The organism is Pandoraea nosoerga, assembly GCF_902459585.1.
Lineage (GTDB): Bacteria > Pseudomonadota > Gammaproteobacteria > Burkholderiales > Burkholderiaceae > Pandoraea > Pandoraea nosoerga.
Genome location: NZ_CABPSC010000001.1, coordinates 123,114 through 145,219 on the forward strand (window position 1 = coordinate 123,114; position 22,106 = coordinate 145,219).

Annotated in this window: 17 protein-coding genes; 10 read left to right on the forward strand and 7 right to left on the reverse strand. The window is 66.5% G+C overall.

All coding sequences use genetic code 11. The features are described from left to right. Nucleotides 1–20: 20 nt before the first annotated feature. From PNO31109_RS00570 to PNO31109_RS00580, 3 genes are all read right to left on the reverse strand, one after another. Nucleotides 21–1,688, reverse strand: a complete 1,668-nt coding sequence (locus tag PNO31109_RS00570) for an amidohydrolase (RefSeq protein ID WP_150553696.1) — start codon at nt 1,686–1,688, stop codon at nt 21–23. Nucleotides 1,689–1,690: 2 nt separating this feature from the next. Then, the gene (locus PNO31109_RS00575; RefSeq protein ID WP_150553697.1) at nt 1,691–3,109 is read right to left on the reverse strand and encodes a sodium:solute symporter family protein; all 1,419 of its coding nucleotides are present in this window, start codon (nt 3,107–3,109) and stop codon (nt 1,691–1,693) included. Between the two features lie 167 nt (nt 3,110–3,276). Next, a complete protein-coding gene (locus PNO31109_RS00580; RefSeq protein ID WP_150553698.1) occupies nt 3,277–3,477 on the reverse strand; it encodes a DUF3311 domain-containing protein in 201 nt (66 codons plus the stop codon). 264 nt (nt 3,478–3,741) lie between these two features. On the opposite strand from PNO31109_RS00580, the gene PNO31109_RS00585 reads away from it, so the two are divergent. From PNO31109_RS00585 to PNO31109_RS00605, 5 genes are all read left to right on the forward strand, one after another. Further along, nucleotides 3,742–5,175, forward strand: coding sequence for an NAD(P)/FAD-dependent oxidoreductase (locus PNO31109_RS00585; protein ID WP_174966225.1), 1,434 nt, complete (start codon nt 3,742–3,744; stop codon nt 5,173–5,175). A gap of 94 nt (nt 5,176–5,269) precedes the next feature. After that, the gene (locus PNO31109_RS00590; protein WP_150553699.1) at nt 5,270–5,659 is read left to right on the forward strand and encodes a nuclear transport factor 2 family protein; all 390 of its coding nucleotides are present in this window, start codon (nt 5,270–5,272) and stop codon (nt 5,657–5,659) included. 265 nt (nt 5,660–5,924) lie between these two features. Then, nucleotides 5,925–7,757: a sulfoacetaldehyde acetyltransferase gene (gene xsc / locus PNO31109_RS00595; RefSeq protein WP_174966226.1), complete on the forward strand. Its 1,833-nt coding sequence runs from the start codon at nt 5,925–5,927 to the stop codon at nt 7,755–7,757. Between the two features lie 76 nt (nt 7,758–7,833). Then, entirely contained in the window at nt 7,834–8,874 is a 1,041-nt protein-coding gene (gene pta / locus PNO31109_RS00600; RefSeq protein WP_150553700.1) for a phosphate acetyltransferase, read from the forward strand. Then, on the forward strand, nt 8,871–9,638 hold the full coding sequence (locus tag PNO31109_RS00605) for a sulfite exporter TauE/SafE family protein (RefSeq protein ID WP_150553701.1): 768 nt from the start codon (nt 8,871–8,873) through the stop codon (nt 9,636–9,638). The genes pta and PNO31109_RS00605 overlap by 4 nt, the downstream gene beginning before the upstream one ends. A gap of 15 nt (nt 9,639–9,653) precedes the next feature. Here PNO31109_RS00605 and PNO31109_RS00610 read toward each other — a convergent pair whose 3' ends face one another. Both PNO31109_RS00610 and PNO31109_RS00615 read right to left on the reverse strand, forming a co-directional pair. Continuing rightward, nucleotides 9,654–11,402 carry a cobaltochelatase CobT-related protein gene (locus PNO31109_RS00610; RefSeq protein WP_150553702.1) on the reverse strand — a complete coding sequence of 583 codons (1,749 nt, stop codon included), beginning with the start codon at nt 11,400–11,402 and terminating at the stop codon, nt 9,654–9,656. Then, entirely contained in the window at nt 11,399–12,385 is a 987-nt protein-coding gene (locus tag PNO31109_RS00615; protein ID WP_174966227.1) for an AAA family ATPase, read from the reverse strand. Before PNO31109_RS00615 ends, PNO31109_RS00610 begins: the two co-directional genes overlap by 4 nt. Before the next feature lie 289 nt (nt 12,386–12,674). Between PNO31109_RS00615 and PNO31109_RS00620 the strand changes: the two genes are divergently transcribed. Beyond that, complete coding sequence (locus tag PNO31109_RS00620; protein ID WP_150553704.1) at nt 12,675–13,463, forward strand: IclR family transcriptional regulator; 789 nt, start codon at nt 12,675–12,677, stop codon at nt 13,461–13,463. 56 nt (nt 13,464–13,519) lie between these two features. Here the strand turns inward: PNO31109_RS00620 and PNO31109_RS00625 are convergent, their stop codons facing one another. Further along, complete coding sequence (locus PNO31109_RS00625; RefSeq protein ID WP_150553705.1) at nt 13,520–14,380, reverse strand: IclR family transcriptional regulator; 861 nt, start codon at nt 14,378–14,380, stop codon at nt 13,520–13,522. A 342-nt stretch (nt 14,381–14,722) separates the two neighbouring features. Between PNO31109_RS00625 and PNO31109_RS00630 the strand changes: the two genes are divergently transcribed. From PNO31109_RS00630 to PNO31109_RS00645, 4 genes are all read left to right on the forward strand, one after another. Further along, nucleotides 14,723–16,393, forward strand: coding sequence for a GMC family oxidoreductase (locus PNO31109_RS00630; RefSeq protein WP_150553706.1), 1,671 nt, complete (start codon nt 14,723–14,725; stop codon nt 16,391–16,393). 43 nt (nt 16,394–16,436) lie between these two features. Beyond that, nucleotides 16,437–17,765 carry an MFS transporter gene (locus tag PNO31109_RS00635; protein ID WP_150553707.1) on the forward strand — a complete coding sequence of 443 codons (1,329 nt, stop codon included), beginning with the start codon at nt 16,437–16,439 and terminating at the stop codon, nt 17,763–17,765. 195 nt (nt 17,766–17,960) lie between these two features. Next, on the forward strand, nt 17,961–19,256 hold the full coding sequence (locus tag PNO31109_RS00640) for an MFS transporter (protein ID WP_150553708.1): 1,296 nt from the start codon (nt 17,961–17,963) through the stop codon (nt 19,254–19,256). A 216-nt stretch (nt 19,257–19,472) separates the two neighbouring features. Beyond that, on the forward strand, nt 19,473–20,723 hold the full coding sequence (locus PNO31109_RS00645; RefSeq protein ID WP_150553709.1) for a sensor domain-containing phosphodiesterase: 1,251 nt from the start codon (nt 19,473–19,475) through the stop codon (nt 20,721–20,723). 124 nt (nt 20,724–20,847) lie between these two features. Here PNO31109_RS00645 and PNO31109_RS00650 read toward each other — a convergent pair whose 3' ends face one another. Continuing rightward, nucleotides 20,848–21,954, reverse strand: a complete 1,107-nt coding sequence (locus tag PNO31109_RS00650; RefSeq protein WP_150553710.1) for an NADH:flavin oxidoreductase/NADH oxidase — start codon at nt 21,952–21,954, stop codon at nt 20,848–20,850. Nucleotides 21,955–22,106 lie beyond the last annotated feature (152 nt).

The window sequence follows — 22,106 nt, forward strand, 5'->3', positions numbered from 1 at the left end:
CCGCCGTGGCGTCCACGGCGTCAGGCCGGCGAGCGAAACAGCTTGCCGCCCAACACGGTGCCCCACACCGGCAGCGCCCGCAGGCGGTCGAGCGGGACGGCCGACGGGTCCTCGTCGAACACGGCAAAGTCGGCGTACTTGCCCACTTCCACACTGCCGATCAGGTGCTCCATGCCCAGCGTGAAGGCGGCGCCCAGCGTGATTGCGTGCAGGGCGTCGGCGATCGGGAGCTGTAGCGACTCACCGAGAATGCGGCCCGACGACGTCTGGCGCTTCGCCGCGCACCAGGCGGTAAACAGCGGATTGAGCTGCGTGATCGGGGCGTCCGAGTGCAGCGCGAACGGCAGGCCGATCCGCCGTGCGAGCTCGGCCGGGTCCATGCGGTTGGCCCGGTCCGGCCCCATCGTCTGCGAGTAGTGCGCGTCGCCCCAGTAGTAGACGTGGTTCGCGAAGAAGTTGACGCACATGCCCAGGCGCTTCGCCCGGGTCAGTTGCGCCGCGTCGGCCATCTGGCAGTGCTGCAGCGTATGCCGGTGGTCCACGCGCGGATGCCGCTCGAGCAGCTTCTCGATGGCGTCGAGCACGACCTCGGTCGCTTCGTCGCCGTTCGTGTGGATGTGCATCTGCAGCCCGGCCGCATGAAACGGCAGGAACGTTTCGACCAGTTGCGCCGGGGGAATCAACCACAGGCCGTTCGGCTTGCCGTTGAAATATCCCGGCCAGCGCAGACGTGCCGTAAAGCCTTGAATGGAGCCGTCGACGATGAACTTCACGGGGCCGTAGTGCAGCTTGTCGGTGTTGCCTTCGCGCGCGCCGAGCACGCGCTGCGGCCCGCCTTGCGGGCAACGCTGCGGCGCAAACGCCGGCACGATGCGAATCGGATAGTCGGGGTGGCCCGTGGCCTCGTGAAGATTGGCGTTGCCGCTCGGCGTCAGGTCGTTGACCAGATCGGTGGCCGTCGTCACGCCGGCCAACTGCGCGACGCGCCCGAAATTCCAGATCGCGCGCACGCTCTCGCTCGCGGCGATCGACAGCCCTTCGCCGATCACGCGGTATACCGGGAACATCGCCGCGAACTCCTGCAGCTCGCCGGTGGGCTCGCCGTCCTCCCCGAGCACGATGCCTTCGACATCGGTATCGCCATCGATGCCCGCGAGTGCCAGCATCGCGGTATTCACGTTCATCAGATGCACGCTGGCGTGCAGAATCGCGATGGGGCGCGTGATCGACACGGCGTCGATGTCGCGCGCGACCAGCGGCGCGCCCTCGAAGAAGATCGGGTCGTAACCCCAGGCGAGCAGCGGCTTGTGGTCGTCGGTCATTGCGCGCTGCGCCTCGCGCAGCCGCTCGAGTACCGCGGCGGGCGTCTTGAGCCCTTCCCACAGGCGTCCGTCGGGGCCGCGCCGGTCGTAGTAGCCGACGTACACGGCGTCCCACATGGCCCCTTCCATCAAGTGGCAATGCCCTTCCACGAGGCCGGGCATCAGCACCTTGTCGCGCAACGTCTCGTCCGGCGCGACGCGGGTCCACGCGCGCATGTCGTCCGCGCCGCCAACCGCGAGGATACGGCCGTCGCGCACCGCCACGTGCGTGGCTACCGGCTGCGCGGGGTTCATCGTGAGGATCTTGCGGGCGACATAGACGCGAACGTCGCCCGGTACTTCGGTCTTGCTGTCTCTGTCTGTCATCGTCACTTCTTGTAGGTGGAAAGCGCGCCCACGCCGGCGTCCATCGTGTGTGCGGGACGGCCGCCGAGCAGCAGGTTGAGCATCGACATCACCGCGACGTTGACCACGAGACAGATCAGCCCGAGGTTCACGCCGCCGAGGTCCGGGTTGCGGTAGTACAGCACGAGCGCCAGCCCCTGGCCGGCGAGCACGCCGGCGGCCACCGCCAACGCGCGCACGCGCAGGCGGAACACCACGGCAATCACGCCCGGCAGGAACTGCGTCACGCCGTAATAAGCCATGTTGATGAGCGTGAGCATGAGGTTCGGCGTGAGCAGCGTGAGCACGATGGAGCCCAGCAGGTACAGCACGATCACGACCTTGGAACTGGCCTTCTGGCGATGCTCGGGCATGCCCGACAGAATGTTGCGCGTGACGATCGGCCCGAGCGCCAGGCAGATGCCGGCGAGTACGAGCAGGCCCGAGAGCGCCGCGCCGGCCGCCACCAGCCCGACCAGCCACGGCGGCAACAGTTGCGTGACAGCGGCGAAGAACGCTTCGTTCGGCGATGCCAGCGTGATGTTGCGGCTGATCGCGTAATACGAAGCGAGCACGAGGAACGGGTACATGAGCATGTAGAGCGGCATGGCCACCTGCGTGCGCCGGATCGTCGCCGCGCTCTTGGCGGTAAAGAAGTTCTGCACACCGAACGGCATCACGTACATGCCAAGCGACTGAAACACGATGGTCGTCATCGCGAACGTCAGTTGCTGCGTGTTCATGGCATTGCTCACATGCTGGCTGGCCGCCTGGAACACCGGCGTCACGCCCGCCTCCCATGCCACGGCCACGCCCGTGACGACGATGGCCGCGACCATCAGCACGTCCTTGAGCACGGCGATGTAGGCCGACGCGCGCACGCCCGCAATGGCGATGTAGACGAACGCCAGCAACGCGGAAAAACAAATGAGCCACAGCGGCTGGAAGTTCCACCCGAGCCCCTTGAGCGCCGCCACCAGACCGGTGAACTGCAACTGCCCCCACGGCAGCAGAAAGATGATCGCCGTTATCGCCACGACGAGTTCGAGGAAGCGATTTCGGAAGTGTCCCTTGAACAGGTCGGGCAGCGTGATGGCGTTGTACGTCTTGCCAGCCTCCCAGATCCGCGGCCCCAGGAAGTAACCGACGGGATAGGCAAGCAGGATGTAGCCGAGAAACCACACGCCGTAAGTCGGCCCCTTGGCGTAGATGCCGCCGGGAAAGCCGACCATCGTGCCAATGCTGTAGATCTCGCCGGCGGCGAGGAAGAACACGAGCCAGGCGCCGAACTGACGCGAGGCGACGAAAAAATCGTGCACGCTTTGCGGACCGCGCCCGCCGCGCGCTCGCAGCGCGAGATAGACCGACAACAGGATGAAGCCGGCAAAGATGAGGGTTGCCATCGACGCAATCTCCGGAGATTCGCGGGTGAGACCGCGGGTGAGACGTTAGTAGGCGAGAGGCGCTGCCCGAGCGATCGGCGCGCAGCCCGCCGAAGGGCGTTCGCGTGCGCGGGCGCAGGCGGCAAATCGCGCGCTTGTCGCGAACGAGGCGCGGCCTGCACCGGGCCTCACGCCGGGTCTTCGGCGGCGTGACGGTCAAAGAGCGTCCAGCACAGCCACAAGCAGCCGGACGTCAGCACGAACCAAAGAAAAATCCAGCCGTAAATGAACGGCACGCCCAACACGTACCGATCGACGGAGGCCGCCCAGGGCAGCAATCCGACAACGCCGAGATACGGCAATCCAAGGCCAATCAACACTCTGAGCATGCTCTGTCTCCGCTTGGCTGCGCGCGGTACCAAGAAGGTCTTAAGGAAGTACCAAGGCGCACGGTCCGGTCCAGTATCCCCGGCCAAAATTCTCGGGGTTTAGAGCCACATGGCAGGAAACTGTGGTGCCAGAGGGCCGCGGCACACCGCGCGAAAACGCGGCTGCGGCGCCGCTTCTGACTGGCACCATCACAAAGCGGCGGTGGTACTAATCGCGGAAAAATGTTCTTGGCAGTATGAGCGCAACTTTGTCAGGAGCCTAACGTGGGTACGATTGAATCCTTCGCGCTGGATCGTCGCTCCGAAGCTGCGCCATACGATCCGCTTTACGATCCGTTAGTCTCGTCCGGTCCCGGGCTGGGCATGGAATATGCGCCCACGTACTGGGTCGCCACCGCGGGCGAGCCGCCGGAAGACGACGGTCCGCTGCCCGGCGACGCCGACGTCGACGTGGTTATCGTGGGCGCCGGTTTCACGGGGCTGTCGACGGCGCTGTTCCTCGCCCGCGAACATGGCATCAAGGCGACGGTGCTCGAGGCCAACCGCACATGCTGGGGCTGCACCAGCCGCAACGGCGGGCAGGGCCAGAACGCCAGCGGGCGTCTGTATCGCTCGCAGTGGATCGACCGCTGGGGCAAGGCGACCGCGCTGCGCCTGGACGCCGAAATCCGCGAGGGCTTCGAGACGTTCAGGTCGCTCGTCGCCGAAGTGCCCGCATGCGAGCCGCAGCCCGGCGGCCATCTCTACATCGCGCATCGCGAGCGCAAGATGGAATTCCTGCGCAACGAGGCGAAGGTCATGCGCGACGTGTTCGGCTACGACGCGCGCATCCTGTCACGCGCCGAAGTGAGCGAGCAGTACGTCGACGACCAGGAGAACTGCGGCGCGCTGCACGAACCCGACGGCATCGGCGTGCATCCGCTCAAGCTCGCGTTCGGCTATCTGCGCATGGCACGCGCGCTCGGCGCACGCGTGCATCCGTCCACGCCGGTGCTCGGCGTGGACACGATCAACGGCGTGCATCATGTGCGCACGCCACGCGGCGTCGTGCGCGCAAAAGCCGTGGCGTTCGCAACGGGCGGCTACACGCGCAACGACGTCACGAAGGCGTTGCGCGCGAAGATCATGCCGATCCTGTCGAATTCGCTCGTCACCCGCGTGCTCACGCCGGAGGAACTCGCCGCGACGAACTTCCGCACGCGTGAAGTCATCACCGATACGCGCACGCTGCGCTACTACTACCGGCTCCTGCCCGATAACCGCGTGCAGATCGGCAGCCGCAGCTCGATTACCGGCGCCGACGCGCAGAACCCGAAGCACATGGCAGTGCTCGTCGAAGGGCTGCATCGCAAGTTCCCGGCGCTCAGGGGCATTCGCGTCGATTACTCGTGGTGGGGCTGGGTCGACGTGAGCCACGACATGATGCCGCGCGTCACGCAGCCCGATCCGCGGCAGAGCCTGTTCTACGCCGTGGGCTATGGCGGCAACGGCGTGTCGTTCTCGGCGCATGCCGGACGCCGTCTCGCCCAGCGCATCGCGGGGCAGCGCGACCCGTCGTGGGATCTGCCGATCTACGATTCGGCGCTGCAATACCCGAACGTGTTCGGCACCGTGCAATGGCGCGGCTTCGCGCCGTTCCGCCGCATCGGCCAACGCTTCCTCTATCACAAGTATCACGCGCAGGACGAGGCGTCCTGATTCGTTCGCGCGCCCCTGGCGCCGGCGCGGGAAACGCCCCGGCCCTCCATGCATCGACTGCTTTGTTTGTTTCATCTGAATTCAGGAATCTGCAATGACGACCCAGAACGACGCCACCACCCTCCGCTTGCTCGAGACCTTCAACGACGCGTGGAACCGTCACGACATCGACGCGCTCATGGCGTGCATGACCGACACGTGCGTATTCCACGCGGTGGCCGGCCCCGAGGCGATGGGCCGCACCTTCGAAGGCCGCGAGGCCGTGCGCGCCGCGTTTCAGTCGGCGTGGGAGAACTTCCCCGACGCCTCGTGGACCGAAGGCGTGCACTTCGTGAGCGGCAACCGCGCCGTATCGGAGTCGACGTTCCGCGGCACGAAGGCCGACGGCACGCGCGTGGAAGCGCGCATGGTCGACGTCTTCACGCTGCGCGACGGCAAGATCGAAGTGAAGAACGCCTTCCGCAAGGACCGTCCGGCGTTCTGACGTTCTGAGCGAGCGCCACGACGACACCATGTCCGCGTCACCCGCCCGGCTTCCTGCCCCGCTTGCCGGGGCGTTTTTTGTTTGGAGACGGCGCACACGTCGCGCGCGCCTATCGGTTTCTCGCCCGAAATTTGTATTTTTCAATACAAAACGTACCAGATAATAAAAATACTGATTGACGATGGCGATTCTATCGCCTAGATTTTCACTTACGCGCACGAAATCGGAATTATTTGTTCCGTTTATTTTTCACTGGAGACACCCCATGAATGCCAAAGATCCGGCTACGGCCACCCAGCAACTGACCGCCTCCGACGCCGGCCCGCAAGCCATGACGCCGTCCGAAGCGTTCGTCGAAACGATGGTCGCCAATGGCGTGACGGAGATGTTCGGCATCATGGGCTCGGCCTTCATGGATGCGATGGACATCTTCGCGCCGGCCGGCATCCGCCTGATTCCGGTCGTGCACGAGCAAGGCGCGGGACACATGGCCGACGGCTACGCTCGCGTGTCGGGCCGCCACGGTGTCGTAATCGGTCAGAACGGCCCGGGCATCTCGAACTGCGTGACGGCCATCGCCGCGGCCTACTGGGCGCACAGCCCGGTCGTGATCGTGACGCCGGAAGCCGGCACGATGGGCATCGGCCTGGGCGGCTTCCAGGAAGCGAAGCAGTTGCCGATGTTCCAGGAGTTCACGAAATATCAGGGTCACGTCACGCACCCGGCGCGCATGGCCGAATTCACCGGCCGCTGCTTCGACCGCGCCATGTCGGAAATGGGCCCGACGCAGCTCAACATTCCGCGCGACTACTTCTATGGCCAGATCAAGGCGGAGATTCCGCGTCCGCAGCGGCTGGACCGCGGCGCCGGCGGTGAAGAGCGCCTGAACGAAGCGGCCGAACTGCTGGCGCAAGCCAAGTTCCCGGTCATCATCTCGGGCGGCGGTGTGGTGATGGCCGACGCCGTCGAGGAGTGCAAGGCACTCGCCGAACGCCTCGGCGCCCCGGTGGTCAACAGCTACCTGCACAACGACTCGTTCCCGGCGAACCATCCGCTGTGGTGCGGCCCGCTCGGCTACCAGGGGTCGAAGGCGGCCATGAAGCTGCTCGCGCAGGCGGACGTGGTCGTCGCGCTCGGCTCGCGCCTCGGGCCGTTCGGCACGCTGCCGCAGCACGGCATGGACTACTGGCCGAAAAACGCCAAGATCATCCAGATCGACGCCGATCACAAGATGCTGGGCCTCGTGAAGAAGATTTCGGTCGGTATCTGCGGCGACGCGAAGGCCGCGGCGATCGCGATCACGCAGCGTCTGGCCGGGCGCACGCTCGCTTGCGACGCCACGCGCGCCGCGCGCGCCGACCAGATCGCCACGGAGAAGGCCGCGTGGGAGAAGGAACTCGACGAGTGGACCCACGAGCGCGATCCGTACAGCCTCGACATGATCGAAGAGCAGAAACACGAGAAGACGTTCAACGGCGGCCACTATCTGCATCCGCGCCAGGTCCTGCGCGAGCTGGAGAAGGCCATGCCGGAAGACGTGATGGTGTCGACCGACATCGGCAACATCAACTCGGTGGCCAACAGCTATCTGCGCTTCAACAAGCCGCGCAGCTTCTTCGCGGCGATGAGCTGGGGCAACTGCGGCTATGCGTTCCCGACGATCATCGGCGCCAAGGTGGCCGCACCGCACCGTCCGGCGATCTCGTATGCCGGCGACGGCGCCTGGGGCATGAGCCTCATGGAAACGCTCACCTGCGTGCGCCACAACATTCCGGTCACGGCGGTGGTCTTCCACAACCGCCAGTGGGGCGCCGAGAAGAAGAACCAGGTGGACTTCTACAACCGCCGCTTCGTGGCGGGCGAACTCGACAGCCCGAGCTTTGCCGGCATCGCGAAGGCGATGGGCGCCGAGGGCATCGTGGTCGACCGTCTGGAAGATGTCGGCCCGGCGCTCAAGAAGGCCGTCGATCTGCAGATGAATCACGGCAAGACGACGATCATCGAAATCATGTGTACCCGCGAGCTCGGCGACCCGTTCCGCCGCGACGCGCTGTCGAAGCCGGTCCGCCTGCTCGACAAGTACAAGGACTACGTCTGACGCGATCGAGGTAAGCCGTGTTACAGCGCTCCCGGCTCTGTGGGTGCCGGGGGCGCTTTTTTATTTTTTCGACATCATGAAAGCCATCAATCGCATCATCGATACCGCGCGCCGCGCACCGATGCGCATCGTGCTGTGCGAGTCGGAAGACGAGCGGATCCTCTCGGCCGCCGCACGGGCCACGCGCGAGGGCATCGCCCGCATCGTGCTGGTAGGCGACATCGCCCGCACGCAGCGCGCCGCGCAGGCTGCGCGAATCGATCTGAGCGGCATGGAGCTCGTCGATCCGACCACGTCGCCCATGACCGACGCGTTCGCCGAGACGTGGTTCGGCATGCGTTCGAAAAAGGGCATGACGCGCGCGCAGGCCGCCGAGGAAATGCACGCCCCGCTCGGCTTCGCCAACATGATGGTGCGGCTCGGGCACGCGGACGGCTCCGTGGCCGGCGCCGTCAACACGACGGCCGACGTCGTGCGCATGGCCATCCAGATCATTGGCGTGCAGCCGTCGTTCAAGCTGGTCTCGAGCTTCTTCCTGATGATGCTCTGCGAGCCGTTCCACACGATGAAGGGCGGGCTGATCTTCTCCGACTGCGCGCTCGTCGTCGACCCCGACGCCACCCAGCTCGCGCAGATCGCACTGGCCGCGGCCGACAGCGCAAGCGCGCTGCTCATGGAGCCGCCGCGCGTGGCCATGCTTTCGTTTTCGACGAGCGGCAGCGCCCGGCACGCCGCGGTCGACAAGGTAGTGGAAGCGACACGCCTGGTGAAGGCGGCCCGACCGCGGCTGGCCATCGACGGCGATGTACAGCTCGACGCGGCCATCGTCGCGGAGATCGCACAGCGCAAGGTCGTGCATTCGCAAGTCGAAGGACACGCCAACACGCTGATTTTCCCCAATCTCGATGCCGGCAACATCGGCTACAAGCTGGCCGAGCGCATCGGCGGCGCGAAGGCGATCGGACCGCTGTTGCAGGGCCTGAATCGTCCCGCCAACGATCTGTCGCGCGGCTGCAGCGCCGACGACATCTATTACGTGATCGGCGTGACCTGCGTGCAGGCGCAGGCCGCGCGCGCCAAACTGACGGGGACGTCGCCGCTCGCGATCCAGCCATGACGTGGCACGCAGTCCTGGCCTCGCTGCCGTTGATGGCGCTGCTCGGCTTTGCCACGTACTTTCAGACGGTCACCGGCTTCGGGCTCGGCATGATCGTGCTCGGCGGCGCAAGCGGCTTCGGGCTCGCGCCGGTCGCGAGCGTCGCCATCCTCGTGAGTCTCGTCACGCTCGTGAACAGCGCGCTGGCGCTGCCCGGCACCTGGCATCACATCGACTGGCGCGCGGTGCGCGCCGCCACGCTCGGCATCCTTCCCTCGGTGGTCGTCGGCGTGCTGCTGTTCGACTACCTGAATGGCGCGGCATCGAACGTGCTGCATCTGTTGCTGGGCGCCGTCATCCTCTATGGCGGCATCGGCTCGGCGCTCCGGCCCGCGCCAAAACCCGAGCGTGCGAGCGACATGGGCTTCTTTTTCAGCGGAATCTTCGGCGGCTTGCTAAGCGGCATGTTCGGCATTTCGGGGCCGCCGCTCATCTTCTATTTCTATCGGCAGCCGCTCACGCTGGTCCAGATTCGTTGCGCGTTGATTCTGCTGTTCGCGGTCACGGCGCTGGTCCGCACGGCTTACAGCGCCGCAGCGGGTCAGTTGTCGCCGGCAATGTGGTGGCAAGCGGCGGCCGCACTGCCGGTCGTGACCTTCGCGACGCTGTTCGCACGGCGCCACCCGCCTCCGCTCTCCGGCACGACGACGCGCCGCCTCGCCTTCCTCACGCTGATCCTGCTCGGCGTGCACTTGATGGCAAGCGCCGTGCTGGAGATGGTCTGAGCGCCCGGCGCAAGGCTACTGGCCACGACGTCCGCCGCTGCCGATCCATTCGACGAGTCGGGCAAACATCGTCATGTCGGGCGCGGACGTCAGATCCAGCGCGAGCGAATTCCGGTAATACGGGCTCAGGTCCAGCCCGACGCCCAGACCGAGCACCTCCACGTCGCCGCGCGCGTGCTGCTGCGCCACCACTTCGCGCAGATGGTGGTCGAGATAGTGCTCGTCGTTGACCTGATTGGTGGCGGCGTCCATGGGACTGCCGTCCGAGATCACGATCAGCACACGCCGGTTGGCCACGCGCGAGCGCAAGCGCTCGCACGCCCAGTCGACCGCCTCGCCGTCCACGCCCTCCCGAAAGAGATCCGCCTTGAACAGCGACGCGATATCGGTGCGCGCGCGCCGCCAGCTCGTCACCGCGTCCTTGAAGACGAGGTGCGAGACTTCGTTCAGGCGCCCGGGGAACGGCGGCTTGCCGCGGGCGAGCCAGTCGGCGCGAGCGCGTCCGCCGTTCCATGCGCCGGTCGTGAAGCCGAGAATCTCGTTGGTCACGCCAGCCGCGTCGAGCGCCCGGGCGAGCACGTCGACGATCATGGCCACCGACTCGATCTGCGCCTTCATCGAACCGGAACAGTCGATGAGAAAGCTCACCATCGATTCGGCAATCAGCGTGTGCTTCTCCAGCCGGAACAGCCGCCGCTCCGCAGGCGAGCTGACCAGTTGCGCGAGACGTCTGCCGTCGATACGCCCCTGCTCTTCGCCGAACGACCAGCCATCGCGCTGCGGCACGGCCAGCGCCGCCTTGAGCGCGCGCGCCAGACGCGGCACGTTGATGGCCTGCGAGACGATCCGCTCGTCGAGCCGTTCGCGCAATTCCGCGAGCAGCGCGCGGCGCACGAGCGTGCCCGCATACAGCTCGCGGTCGTAGCGGTTCGTGAAAACGCGATAGCCTTGCTCGGACGCCTTGAGCACCCGGCTGTCGCCGGAGTGGGCAAGCGTGATGCCGTCCTCCTCGTTTTCGTCGAAGTCGAGAAACAGCGAGAACGCGTTGCGCACGCCCTTGCGTTCCTCGTCGTCCTTTTCGGCGTCGTCGGCACGCTCGGCGCCGGCCGCCCGGATCAGGCCGGCAATTTCGGCGGTCAGCTCACGCGCGTGCGCCGCGAAGGCCCGCTGGTCCCCCCTCGCGCGCCGCATGCCCGCGAGGGCGCCGCCGATGCGCGGCGCGATCGCCATGCGCGTGGCTTCGATGAGCCCTTCGGTATCTTCGATGACGGGGTAGCCCGTCAGTCGCGACCAGCTCATCTGCGCCACGGTGTAGAGCAGCAGGCCGACATGGCTGTCGGCCACGCCCGTGGCATGCATGGCGCGCGACCACGCCTCGAAGCGCTCGCGCAGGTTCCGTGCGACGCCCGGCATGCCGGCGGGAACGAATGTCTCGCAGCGCAGTTGCTCGAGCAGTTCGAAGAGCAGGCGCTCGAGCGGCGGCTCCGGCTGCAGGTTGCGATGCAGCGCCGCATCGCTGTGGCGCAGGCGTAGCGCCGCGCCATCGGCCGCGCCGCGCAGCGTGGCAAGCGTGGCCGAGACGTCCGACTGGCCGGGCAACGTCTGCAAATGCGGCGCGTGCAGCGGTAGAGGACGCATGTTCCGGCACAGCCGCGCGCCGCTGTAGTGCAGCGCGGCGTCGCCGGTCATCGCACGCACGCTCGCACCGCACAGCGCCTCGCGCCGGGCGGCGCGTTGGGCGGCTTCGCGCTCGGTGATCGTCATGACGCATCGGCCAGCAGCGAGCGGCCAGCATCGGCCGAGGGCAGCTCGCGGCCAAAGGCGCGCTGGAAATACTCGCCCACGACCGGCCGCTCGGCTTCGTCGCACTTGTTCAGGAACGTGAGTCGGAAGGCGAGCCCGGCATCGCGAAAGATACCCACGTTCTCCGCCCAGTTGATCACCGTGCGCGGCGACATCAGCGTGGACAGATCGCCGGTGGCGAACCCCTTGCGCGTGAGTTCCGCCACGCTGAGCATCGAGTCGACGAGCGCGCGCCCGGCCTCGTCGTCGAGTTCGGGTACGCGCGCGAGCACGATGCCGGCTTCGTCCTCGCGCGAGAGATAGTTGAGTGTCGCCACCACGTTCCAGCGGTCGATCTGGGCGTGATTGAGCACCTGCGTGCCGTGATAAAGACCATTCAGGTTGCCCAGGCCAACGGTGTTCGTGGTGGCGAACATGCGAAAGGCCGGGTGCGGATGGATCACACGATTCTGGTCGAGCAGCGTGAACTTGCCGTCGCGCTCCAGAATGCGCTGAATCACGAACATGACGTCGGGACGTCCCGCGTCGTACTCGTCGAAGATGAGCGCCACCGGACGCTGCAGCGCCCACGGCACGATGCCCTCCTGGAATTCGGTGATCTGGTGCCCGTCGCGCACGACGATGGCATCCTTGCCCACGAGGTCGAGCCGGCTGATATGGCCGTCGAGATTCACGCGCACGCACGGCCAGTTCAACCGCGCCGCGACCTGCTCGATGTGAGTGGATTTTCCGGTGCCGTGCATGCCCTGCACCATCACGCGGCGGTTGCGCATGAAGCCGGCCAGAATGGCCAGCGTCACGTCGGGATTGAAGCGGTATGCCGTATCGATCTCGGGCACGTGATCGTCGCGCTCGCGAAACGCCGGCACCTGCAGATCGGTATCGATCCCGAAAACGGTGCGGGCGTCGACCAGGTGGTCCGGCTGTTGAATTGCGGTCTCCATCACGTGCTTCTCCTATCGATGTGCGGCGGTGCGGCGGTGCGGCGGGGGCGGGGGGCGGGCCGCCTTGCGCGTGTGCACAGGCGTGCGCGGCCCGGCCTGATGTCGGTCAGGGCATCATAACGTTAACCATTTTTAGAAACAATTCGTTCCGAATAATTAAAACACGGATTGACGGCCGTTGGTCCGCTCGTCTACATTCGAGCGAACTGAAACGCATCGGAACCTGCCAATGTCGCTCGAAAACCCGTTTGGGTACAATACCGCTGATCCATTTTCCGGAACGGCGCATATGACCGAAGCAGCGAACCAGCACGACGCATCCACGGAGAACAAGGCGGATACGCCCACCCTGCGCGCCTTCGCGCTGCTCGAGTATCTCGTCGCCGCCGACGCCCCGGTCTCGCTCGCCGACATGGCGCACGACATCCAGATGCCCAAAGCCTCGCTGCATCGCATGCTCGGCTCGCTCGAAGCCGGCGGGCTGGTGATACGCGAACCGGGCCAGAAGAACGCCTACGTGATCGGCCCGCGCCTGGCGCAACTGAGCCTGGGCGTGATGATGCAGGCCGGCGCGCGCCGCATGCGGCATGCGATTCTGGGCCGGCTCGTCGCCGATCTCGGCGAGACGTGCAACCTCACGATGCTCCATGAAACCGAGGTGCTCTATCTCGATCGCATGGAAGCGCCGTGGCCGCTGCGCCTGGACCTGAAGCCGGGCTCCCACGTGCCGGCGCACAGCAGCGCGAGCGGCAAGCTGCTGCTTGCGATGATGCCGCGCGAGCAACGCGCCGCACTGCTGCGCGCGATGAAGCTCCAGCGCTTCACCCCCAATACGCTGACCGATCCCGAACTGCTCGAGAGCGAGCTCGATCGCATAGCGCACAAGGGCATAGCCGTCGATAACGAGGAGTTCGTGCTCGGCATCGCCTGCGTGGCGGCGCCCGTGCTCAAGGACGACGGCCAGTGCATCGCGGCGGTGGCCGTCCATGCCCCGGTCTCGCGAACGTCGCTCTCTAAGGCGATGGAGTTCGTGCCGCGCCTGCAGGAAGCCGCCAAGGAACTCGCGAAAACGTTTTGAGTGTTTGATCCGCTTGCGCCGGCTACGGATCTTTCCGATGCACCGAGCCGGCTTTCCTAGGCCCGCTCCGCCTCCGCCTTCTTCGCCAGCGCCTCGAGCTTGCTCGAGCGCTCCCAGTCGAGCAACGGCGCGAGCGCCGCTGCCGTCTCGCGCAGCGTCGGCACCAATCCGACCAACTGTTCGAGCGTGACGCGCGCCGTCGGCCCGTGCACGGCGAGCACCGCGCGCACGTGGCCGTCGTCGAGCGAGCGCACCGGCACGCCAACGGCGACCATGCCGCGCACGAACTCTTCGTTGTCGATGCCGATGCCACGCGCGGCGAGCCTGTCGAGCTCAGCCTCCAGCAGGCTCACGTCGGTGATCGTGCGCGGCGTCATACGCTTGAGCGCCAGACGCGAGAGCACCGCGCGACGCTCCGCTGCCGGCATCTGAGACAGGAACAGCTTGCCGCTCGCGGTGCAGTGCAACGGCACACGCATGCCCGGGTGCATCTGCATGCGCAGCGGCTCGCTCGTCTCCACGCGCTCGATGTAGAGCACCTCGTCGCCGTCGAGCGCCGTAAGATTGACGGTCTCGCCCACGCGATCGACCAGCGTGCGCAGCAACGAGCGTGCCGCGCGCGTGAAATTGTTGTTCGCGAGTGTGACGAGCGCCAGGCGCGCCGCACGCGGGCCCAGCGACAGTCCGCGCTCCGAGCCGCGCGAATCCGGTACGTGCGACACGTACCCGCACAGTTCCAACGCCTCGATCAGACGCATGAGTGTGGCCTTCGGGATCGACAGGCGCGTAGCGAGCTGCGAGAGCGTATAAGGCTGTCCGGCCATCGCCAGCCGCTCGATGACGGCCAGCGCCCGCAGGTTTCGCGCCTCCTCGCTCGCGCGCAGATCCCGTTCGTCCAGCGTGCCCGTCTCGCGCATCGCGCCTCCTCGACTGTCACTCACGCAATAAAAAGAAACAAAATATACCAATTATTTAAATTCCATCAGCCTCGGGATAACCCCCGGGGAGCGCCGCTGCCGCCCCGGCGCGCGTAGCGCCGATGCACTCGACGCACGCCGTCACGTCCCTAGTGAAACCCCGCAGATGCGCTGCAGCAATTGCATTTTTCTGAGACGGCTAGCGCGAATTCCGTTTCAGTTTCCCGCGAGATACGCGTTTTCGCTTGGCATTTGCCCGATGCTGGCCGACATTGAAGCGAAATATTCCGAAACGAATCGTTTCACCCCAGAGAAGCGAACGCAACGCAGGAGACAGGCGGTATGGAACATGAGGTCGACTATCTGATCGTGGGCGCGGGCTCGGCCGGATGCGTGCTCGCCAACCGGCTGAGCGCGGATCCGGCGAACCGGGTGCTGCTGCTCGAGGCGGGCGGTCCCGATAGCAATCCGTGGATTCACGTGCCGGTCGGCTACTTCAAGACGATGCACGATCCGCAGCTCGACTGGTGCTACCGCACCGAGGCGGACGCCAACGTCGCGAATCGTCGGATCGACTGGCCGCGCGGCAAGGTGCTGGGCGGTTCGAGTTCGCTCAACGGCCTGCTGTACGTGCGCGGGCAGCGCGAGGACTACGACCGCTGGGCCGCGCTCGGCAACCGCGGCTGGCGCTACGACGACGTGCTGCCGTACTTTCGCAAGTCGGAAGACCAGGAGCACGGCGCGAACGAGTATCACGGCACCGGCGGGCCGCTCAAGGTATCCGACCTGCGGCTGCGCCGTCCCATCGCCGAGCACTTCATCGCCGCCGCGCGCGACATCGGCATTCCGTTCAATCCCGACTACAACGGCGCGACGCAGGAGGGTGTGGGCTACTTCCAGCAGACGGCCTTCAAGGGCTTTCGCTGGAGCACGGCCAAGGGCTTTCTCAAACCCGCCCGCAAGCGACGCAACCTGATCGTGGAAACGCACGCGCAGACGTGCCGCGTGCTGTTCGAAGGCAAGCGCGCCGTGGGTGTCGAATACCTCCAGAACGGCGAGCGCAGGAAGGCCCGGGCGCGCGTCGAGGTGATTCTGGCCGCGGGCGCCATCGGCTCGCCGCAACTGCTGCAGAACTCCGGCGTCGGGCCGACCGCTGTGCTGGCGAAGGCCGGCGTGGCGCTGCGTCACGCCCTGCCGGGCGTCGGCCGGAATCTGCAGGATCACCTGCAGGTGCGGCTCGTCTTCAAGACGCGCGAGCGCACGCTGAACGACGAGGTCAACCATCCGCTGCGCAAGGCGCTCATCGGCTTGCAATACGCGCTGTTCCGCACCGGGCCGCTCACGCTTGCCGCGAGCCAGGTGGCGATCTTTACACGCTCGCGGCCGGAGGTCGAGCGCCCGGACATCCAGTTCCACATGCAGCCGCTGTCGGCCGACAAGCCCGGTGAGGGCGCGCATCGTTTCTCGGCCTTTACGTCGTCGGTCTGCCAATTGCGGCCGTTCAGCCGCGGCAGCGTGGAGATCCGCTCGAACGACCCGCTGCAGTATCCCGCGCTGCACGCGAACTATCTGTCCGACGAACGCGACCATCGCGTGGTGATCGACGGCATCAAGGTCGCGCGCCGCATTGCCGCGGCGCCGTCGCTCGCGCCGCACATCGTCAGCGAATTCATCCCCGGCGAGAACTACCGGAGCGACGACGAACTGCTCCAGGCCGCACGCCAGTTCAGCCAGTCGATCTACCACCCCGCGGGCACCTGCAAGATGGGCCACGACGCCATGGCCGTCGTGGACGACCGTCTGCGCGTACACGGGCTCGCCGCCCTGCGGGTGGTGGACGCCTCGATCATGCCGGAGCTCGTCTCGGGCAATACCAATGCCCCGACCATCATGATCGCGGAGAAGGCGGCGGACATGATTCTCGAGGACAGAAAGCAGCGCTCGGGCATACCGGAGGTCCGAGGCAGCGAGGCGCAAAGCGCGCCGGCGGCCCAAGTTGCCGTAGCCCTCTAGCCGCAAACGTCAGCCCCCATCACGACAAGATTCGGAGACAACCATGAATGCATCGACACAGTCCGACGCCCGGCAGATGCGCCGTGTCGTCGTCGCCAGCCTCATCGGCGCCACCATCGAGTGGTACGACTTTTTCCTCTACGGTGTCGTCGCGGGCATCGTGTTCAACAAACTCTACTTCCCGGGCGGCGACCCGCTCGTCTCCACCATGCTCGCCTACGGCACCTTCGCCGTCGGCTTCCTGAGCCGGCCGCTCGGTGGCGTGATCTTCGGTCACTTCGGCGACAAGCTCGGGCGCAAGAGCATGCTCGTGATGACGCTCACCATCATGGGCGTGGCGACCATGCTCATCGGCATGGTGCCCACCTACGCCCAGATCGGCCTGTGGGCGCCCGTGCTGCTGCTTATGCTGCGCGTGCTGCAAGGCATCGGGCTGGGCGGCGAATGGGGCGGCGCCGTGCTGATGGCGTTCGAATACGCGCCGAAGGAAAAGCGCGGCTACTACGCGAGCATTCCGCAGGTCGGCCTGGCGCTCGGCCTGTGCCTCGCCTCGGGGGTGGTGGCGGTGCTGTCCTACGCGCTCACCAGCGCACAGTTTCTCGCGTGGGGCTGGCGCGTGGCGTTCTTCCTGTCGGTCGGGCTCGTGGCGATCGGCATGTATATTCGCCTGAACGTCATGGAGACGCCGGAGTTCTCGAAGATCAAGAAGGCCGGCGCCGAGATCAAGATTCCCATTGCGGAAGTGCTCACGCGCAGCCCCGGCAACGTGCTCGCCGGCATGGGCGCCCGCTTCATCGACGGCGTGTTCTTCAATATTTTCGGCGTGTTCTCCATCGCCTATCTCACGCAAACGCTCAAGCTCTCGCAGACCGAGGCGCTCACCGGCGTGATGGCCGCCGCGTTCGTGATGATCTTCACCATCCCGTTCTTCGGCAAGCTCTCCGATCGCATCGGGCGCACGCGCATCTACTTCTGGGGCTCGCTCGCGACCGGCCTGTCGTCGTTCGCCGGGTTCTGGCTGATGAAGGCGAGCGGCGGCAACGTCATGATCGTGTGGCTGTCGATCGTGATTCCGCTCGGCGTGATCTACGCGTCGGTGTACGGGCCGGAAGCCGCGCTTTTCTCCGAACTCTTCGACGCCAAGGTGCGCTACACCGGCATTTCGTTCGTCTACCAGTTCTCCGGCATCTTTGCGAGCGGACTGAGCCCGATCATCGCGACCTATCTGCTCCAAAAGAACGGCGGCGAGCCGTGGATGATCTGCATCTACGTGCTCTGTGCCGGCCTCGTGAGCGCGCTTTCCGCCGCCTGGATCGGCAGCCGCAAGCGCCGTGAGCAGGTGTGGCACGGTGCGAGCGTGACGGAACACTGACGACGACGACGGCGGCGGCGATGGCGGTCGGGCGGCAGCCGCTGCCGCGCCATCCCGTGCGATGATTCGGGGTATCGCTCACGCTGCCGGCCCACGCCTGCGGCTGCATTCCGTTTTGCAGTGCAAAGCACCGGCCTTGGCTGGCGCGTCGGGCGCGAATTCGCCTGTTGCCCATTCCTCTGGCCGCGAGACACGATGCAGCGAGACCCGTCGCTTGATGCCGCCCCTGCCGAAGACGACGCCGATCGTCCCGGCCCATTGTCCGAAGGCGCCCTGCTAGGCGCGCCGTCGCCCGCGCCCGGCCCCGCCCCGGCAGACGCCGTACCGCTGCCCCTGAGCGTCTATCCGGCGCTCATGGGCATTTTGCTGGGCTATGGCGTGCTGGTCGTCGGCAACGGGCTGTTCGCCACGGCCATTCCGTTTCACGCGCTTCAATACGGCGCGTCGACGTTGACCGTCGGCGTGATCCAGTCGTGCTACTACGGCGGCTTTCTGCTCGGGGCGTTCTACAACCGCTCGCTCATCGAGCGCATCGGGCAGCATCGCGCATTCGTCGCGTTCACGGCCCTTGCCGCGCTGTTCGTGATGGGCTTCGCGGTGAGCGAATCCATGCTCATGATGTGCGCCACGCGGCTCGGCACCGGCTTCGCACTGATGGGCATGTACACGACGGTGGAGAGCTGGCTCAACGGCTCGGTGCCGAACGCCATGCGCGGCCGCGTTTTCGGTTCGTATCTCACGATCAACTATCTCGCGCTCGGCGCCGGTCAGTTCCTGCTCAATGTCGGCGAGCCGGGCAGCGAAGGACAACTGCTGCTCGTTGCCGCGCTCTTCGTGGCGGCCATCCTGCCGATCACCCTCATGCAGGGCTGGCCCACGCGTGTGGCCGACGAACGGCTCGCCAGGCAACCCGCGCTCAGTCTCTTCGAGGGCATCGCCGAGATGGCGCGCGCCACCCCCATCGCCATTCCGGGGTGCATCCTCGCGGGGTTTCTCTACAGCGCCTTCTATGCCATCGTGCCGATCTACCTCGCGCGCATCGGCTTTTCGATCGGCGCCCTGTCGGCGCTCATGGGCGTGGCGCTGTTCGGCGCCTTGCTGATGCAATGGCCGGTCGGACGCTTGTCGGATCGCATGGATCGGCGCGTCGTGTCGCGCCGCCTCGCGCTCGCGTCGGCGGCATTCTGCGCGCCGCTCGTCGTTTTCCAGGCCCACTGGCTCGTGGTCGTGCTGATGTTCCTGTTCTCGGCCGTCAACTTCACGCAGTACGGGCTGATCGTCTCCCATGTCAATGACCGCACCGCCGCCGAGCAGCGCGTCGTGGTGAGCGCCACGCTGCTCATCCTTTTCTCGGTCGGCGGCATGCTCGGGCCGATGATCGCCTCGGCCGCGATCACGCTGCTCGGACCGGGCGGCCTCCACGTATTCAACGTGGTCTGCGCCCTTTCGCTGGCGCGGGTCGCCGCGCGCGCCCAGCGACTTGCGCCGTGACGGGCGCACGAGGATGCACGATCGGCGCACGCGTCGGGACCGCTCCCTGCGGCCCCATTTCGGTGCACTGACAGCCGCAGCCTGGTGCGATGCGACACAACGGGGCCTAAAAATCGCGGACAATAGCGCCGGCGCCGCCGGGCGCCTTTGAGCACGCTTCTTGCTCGCCTATCCTTTACCTATCGCTGCCGCCCCCACGCCACGCGCTTGCCTGCCATGACCATGACCGATCTCGACGCCCCCGGTTTGCTGCCGCCCCGACTGACCGCGGCCGAAGACGGCCGGCGCATCGTTCTCTACGGCGACTTTACGATCTGCAGTGTGTTCCAGCCGGTGTTTTCCGTCTCGCACCGGCGTGCCATCGGCTATCACGCCTCGCTGCGCGCGCACGACCCCGAAGGTCGCCATGTGCCGTCGCACGAAGTCTTCGCGATGGCGGCGCGTCATGGCGACATGCTCGAACTCGGCCGTCTCGCCGAATCGCTGCACCTGGACAACTTCCGCGAATTCGACAGCCGCGACGCGTGGCTTTTCCTGAACCTGCACCCTGCCGCGCTGATGGACACGGTCTACGGCGACGCGCTCATCGCCACGCTCAAGGCGAGCGGACTCTCCCCGCAGCGCGTGGTGCTCGAAGTGCCGGAACAGGCCGGCGGCGACACGCCGCGCTTCGGCGCCATCGTCGGCAGCCTGCGCAAGGCGGGCTTCCTGATCGCGCTGGGCGGCTTTGGCGCGAAGCACTCGAACATCGACCGGGTGTGGGATCTGCGTCCCGATATCGTGGTGCTGGACCGGGGCATTCTTGCGCAGGCCACGGAGCAGACCCATCTGGCCCGCGTGCTGCCCGGCCTCGTTTCGCTGCTGCACGAGTCGGGGCAACTCGTGATGATGGGCGGGCTGACGACCGACGTCGAAGCGCTCATCGCGCTCGAATGCAACGTCGACTTCGTGCAGGGACAGTACTTCGCCGCGCCTGACGTCGACCCGGTGCCGCCGAAGATCGCGGCCGAACGCATGGACGCGCTCTCCGCCGCCCTGCGCACCCAGCTCGTGGAGCGCGAGCGCGCCCAGCATGCGCGGCTCGCACCGTATATCGCCGGTATCGAGTCGGCGGCCGCGCGCATGGCGCAGGGGCAAGGCCTCAAACAGGCGGCGCAGGAACTGCTGGCGTTGCCCGACGCGGCGCGCTGCTTCCTGCTCGACGCGGCCGGCCGGCAGATCGGCGACAACGTGCTGCCCGACAGCCATTCGTCGCAACGCGCCAAACGCTTCCGTCCGCTGCTGCATTCGGAAGGCGCGAACTGGGCGCGCCGGCCCTACTTCATCGAGGCCATGCGCGCGCCGGGCGAAGTGCACTTCACCGCGCCCTATCTCTCGATCAATGAAGCACACCTGTGCGTGACCGCCTCCATTGCCGCACCGGCGAAGCAGGGACTGCACGTGCTGTGCGTCGACATCAACTGGTGACGGTGCGAGCGCCCGCGGCGTGCGCCGCGGCGCAAACGACGACACCCCCGCACGTCGTACAGCGGCGGGGGCGTTCGATGCCGGCGCCGCGAGAGTCGCGATGCGCGGCGATGCACGGCGATGCCTAGGCGGCGCGCTGCACCGAGTAGCGCTCGAGCCAGTGCGCATACGGGGCGGGCAGCACCCACGACGGGCGCGCCACGCCAAGCTCGCGTGCGGCATGGTAGGGCCAGTGGGGATTGGCCAGCAGCGCACGGCCGATCATGACCAGATCCATCTGGCCGTCGGCGACCACGCGCTCAGCCGCACGGGGGTCGTCGATGCCCCAGGACGACGCCACCGCAATCCCCGCTTCCTGCTTCACACGTTCTGCGATCGGCGCGAGAAACGCCGAGCCCCAGGGAATCTTCGCGTCGGGCGTCGAGAAGCCCACGCTCACGTTGAGCAGATCCAGGCCGCCGTCGCGCATGCGGCGCGTGAGTTCGATCGACTCCGCAAGCGTCTCATCGTCGCGGCCGTCGTATTCGAGCACGCCGAAGCGCGCCGTGAGCGGCAGATGCTCCGGCCACACTTCGCGCACGGCGGCGAGTGTCTCGAGCAGGAAGCGGCTGCGGCCGGCGAGGTCGCCCCCATAGGCGTCGTCGCGGTGGTTCGCATGCAGCGAAAAGAAGCTCTGCGCGAGATAGCCGTGCGCGAAGTGCAGTTCGAGCCATTCGAAGCCGGCGGCCAGCGCGCGGCGCGCGGCCGCCACGAAGTCGGCCTTCACGCGCGCAATGTCGTCGAGCGTCATGGCACGCGGCACCTTGCCCAGATGCCTGCCGTAGGCTACGGCGGACGGCGAGATCGTCGGCCAGCCGCGCGGATCGTCTTCGGCGATATGGTCGTCGCCCTCCCACGGACGGTTCGCACTGGCCTTGCGCCCGGCGTGCGCAATCTGGATGCCCGGCACCGCGCCGTGCGCCTTGATGGCCGACGCAATGCGCGCCATGCCCTGCGCCTGCTCGTCGTTCCACAAGCCGGTACAGCCCGGCGTGATACGACCTTCAGGCGAGACGGCAGTCGCCTCGACGATCACCAGACCGGCGCCGCCGCGGGCGAGGCTTGCGTAGTGGGCCAGATGCCAGTCGTTGGTAAAGCCATCGACGGCGCTGTACTGGCACATCGGCGGGATCGCCACACGATTGCGCAGCTTGACGCGCTTGAGTTCAAACGGGGAAAACAGGGCGGACATGAGAATTTCTCGTTGAGTCGGGACGCAGGGCATTCGCGGGAAGCCAGAATGACGGCGGCTTGCGCGGCACCTCGACCGGAAATCGGTCGACAGAAGCGATGGTAGTCACTGTTAGCTATAATGAAAACCATCTACCGATTATCGGATCGATA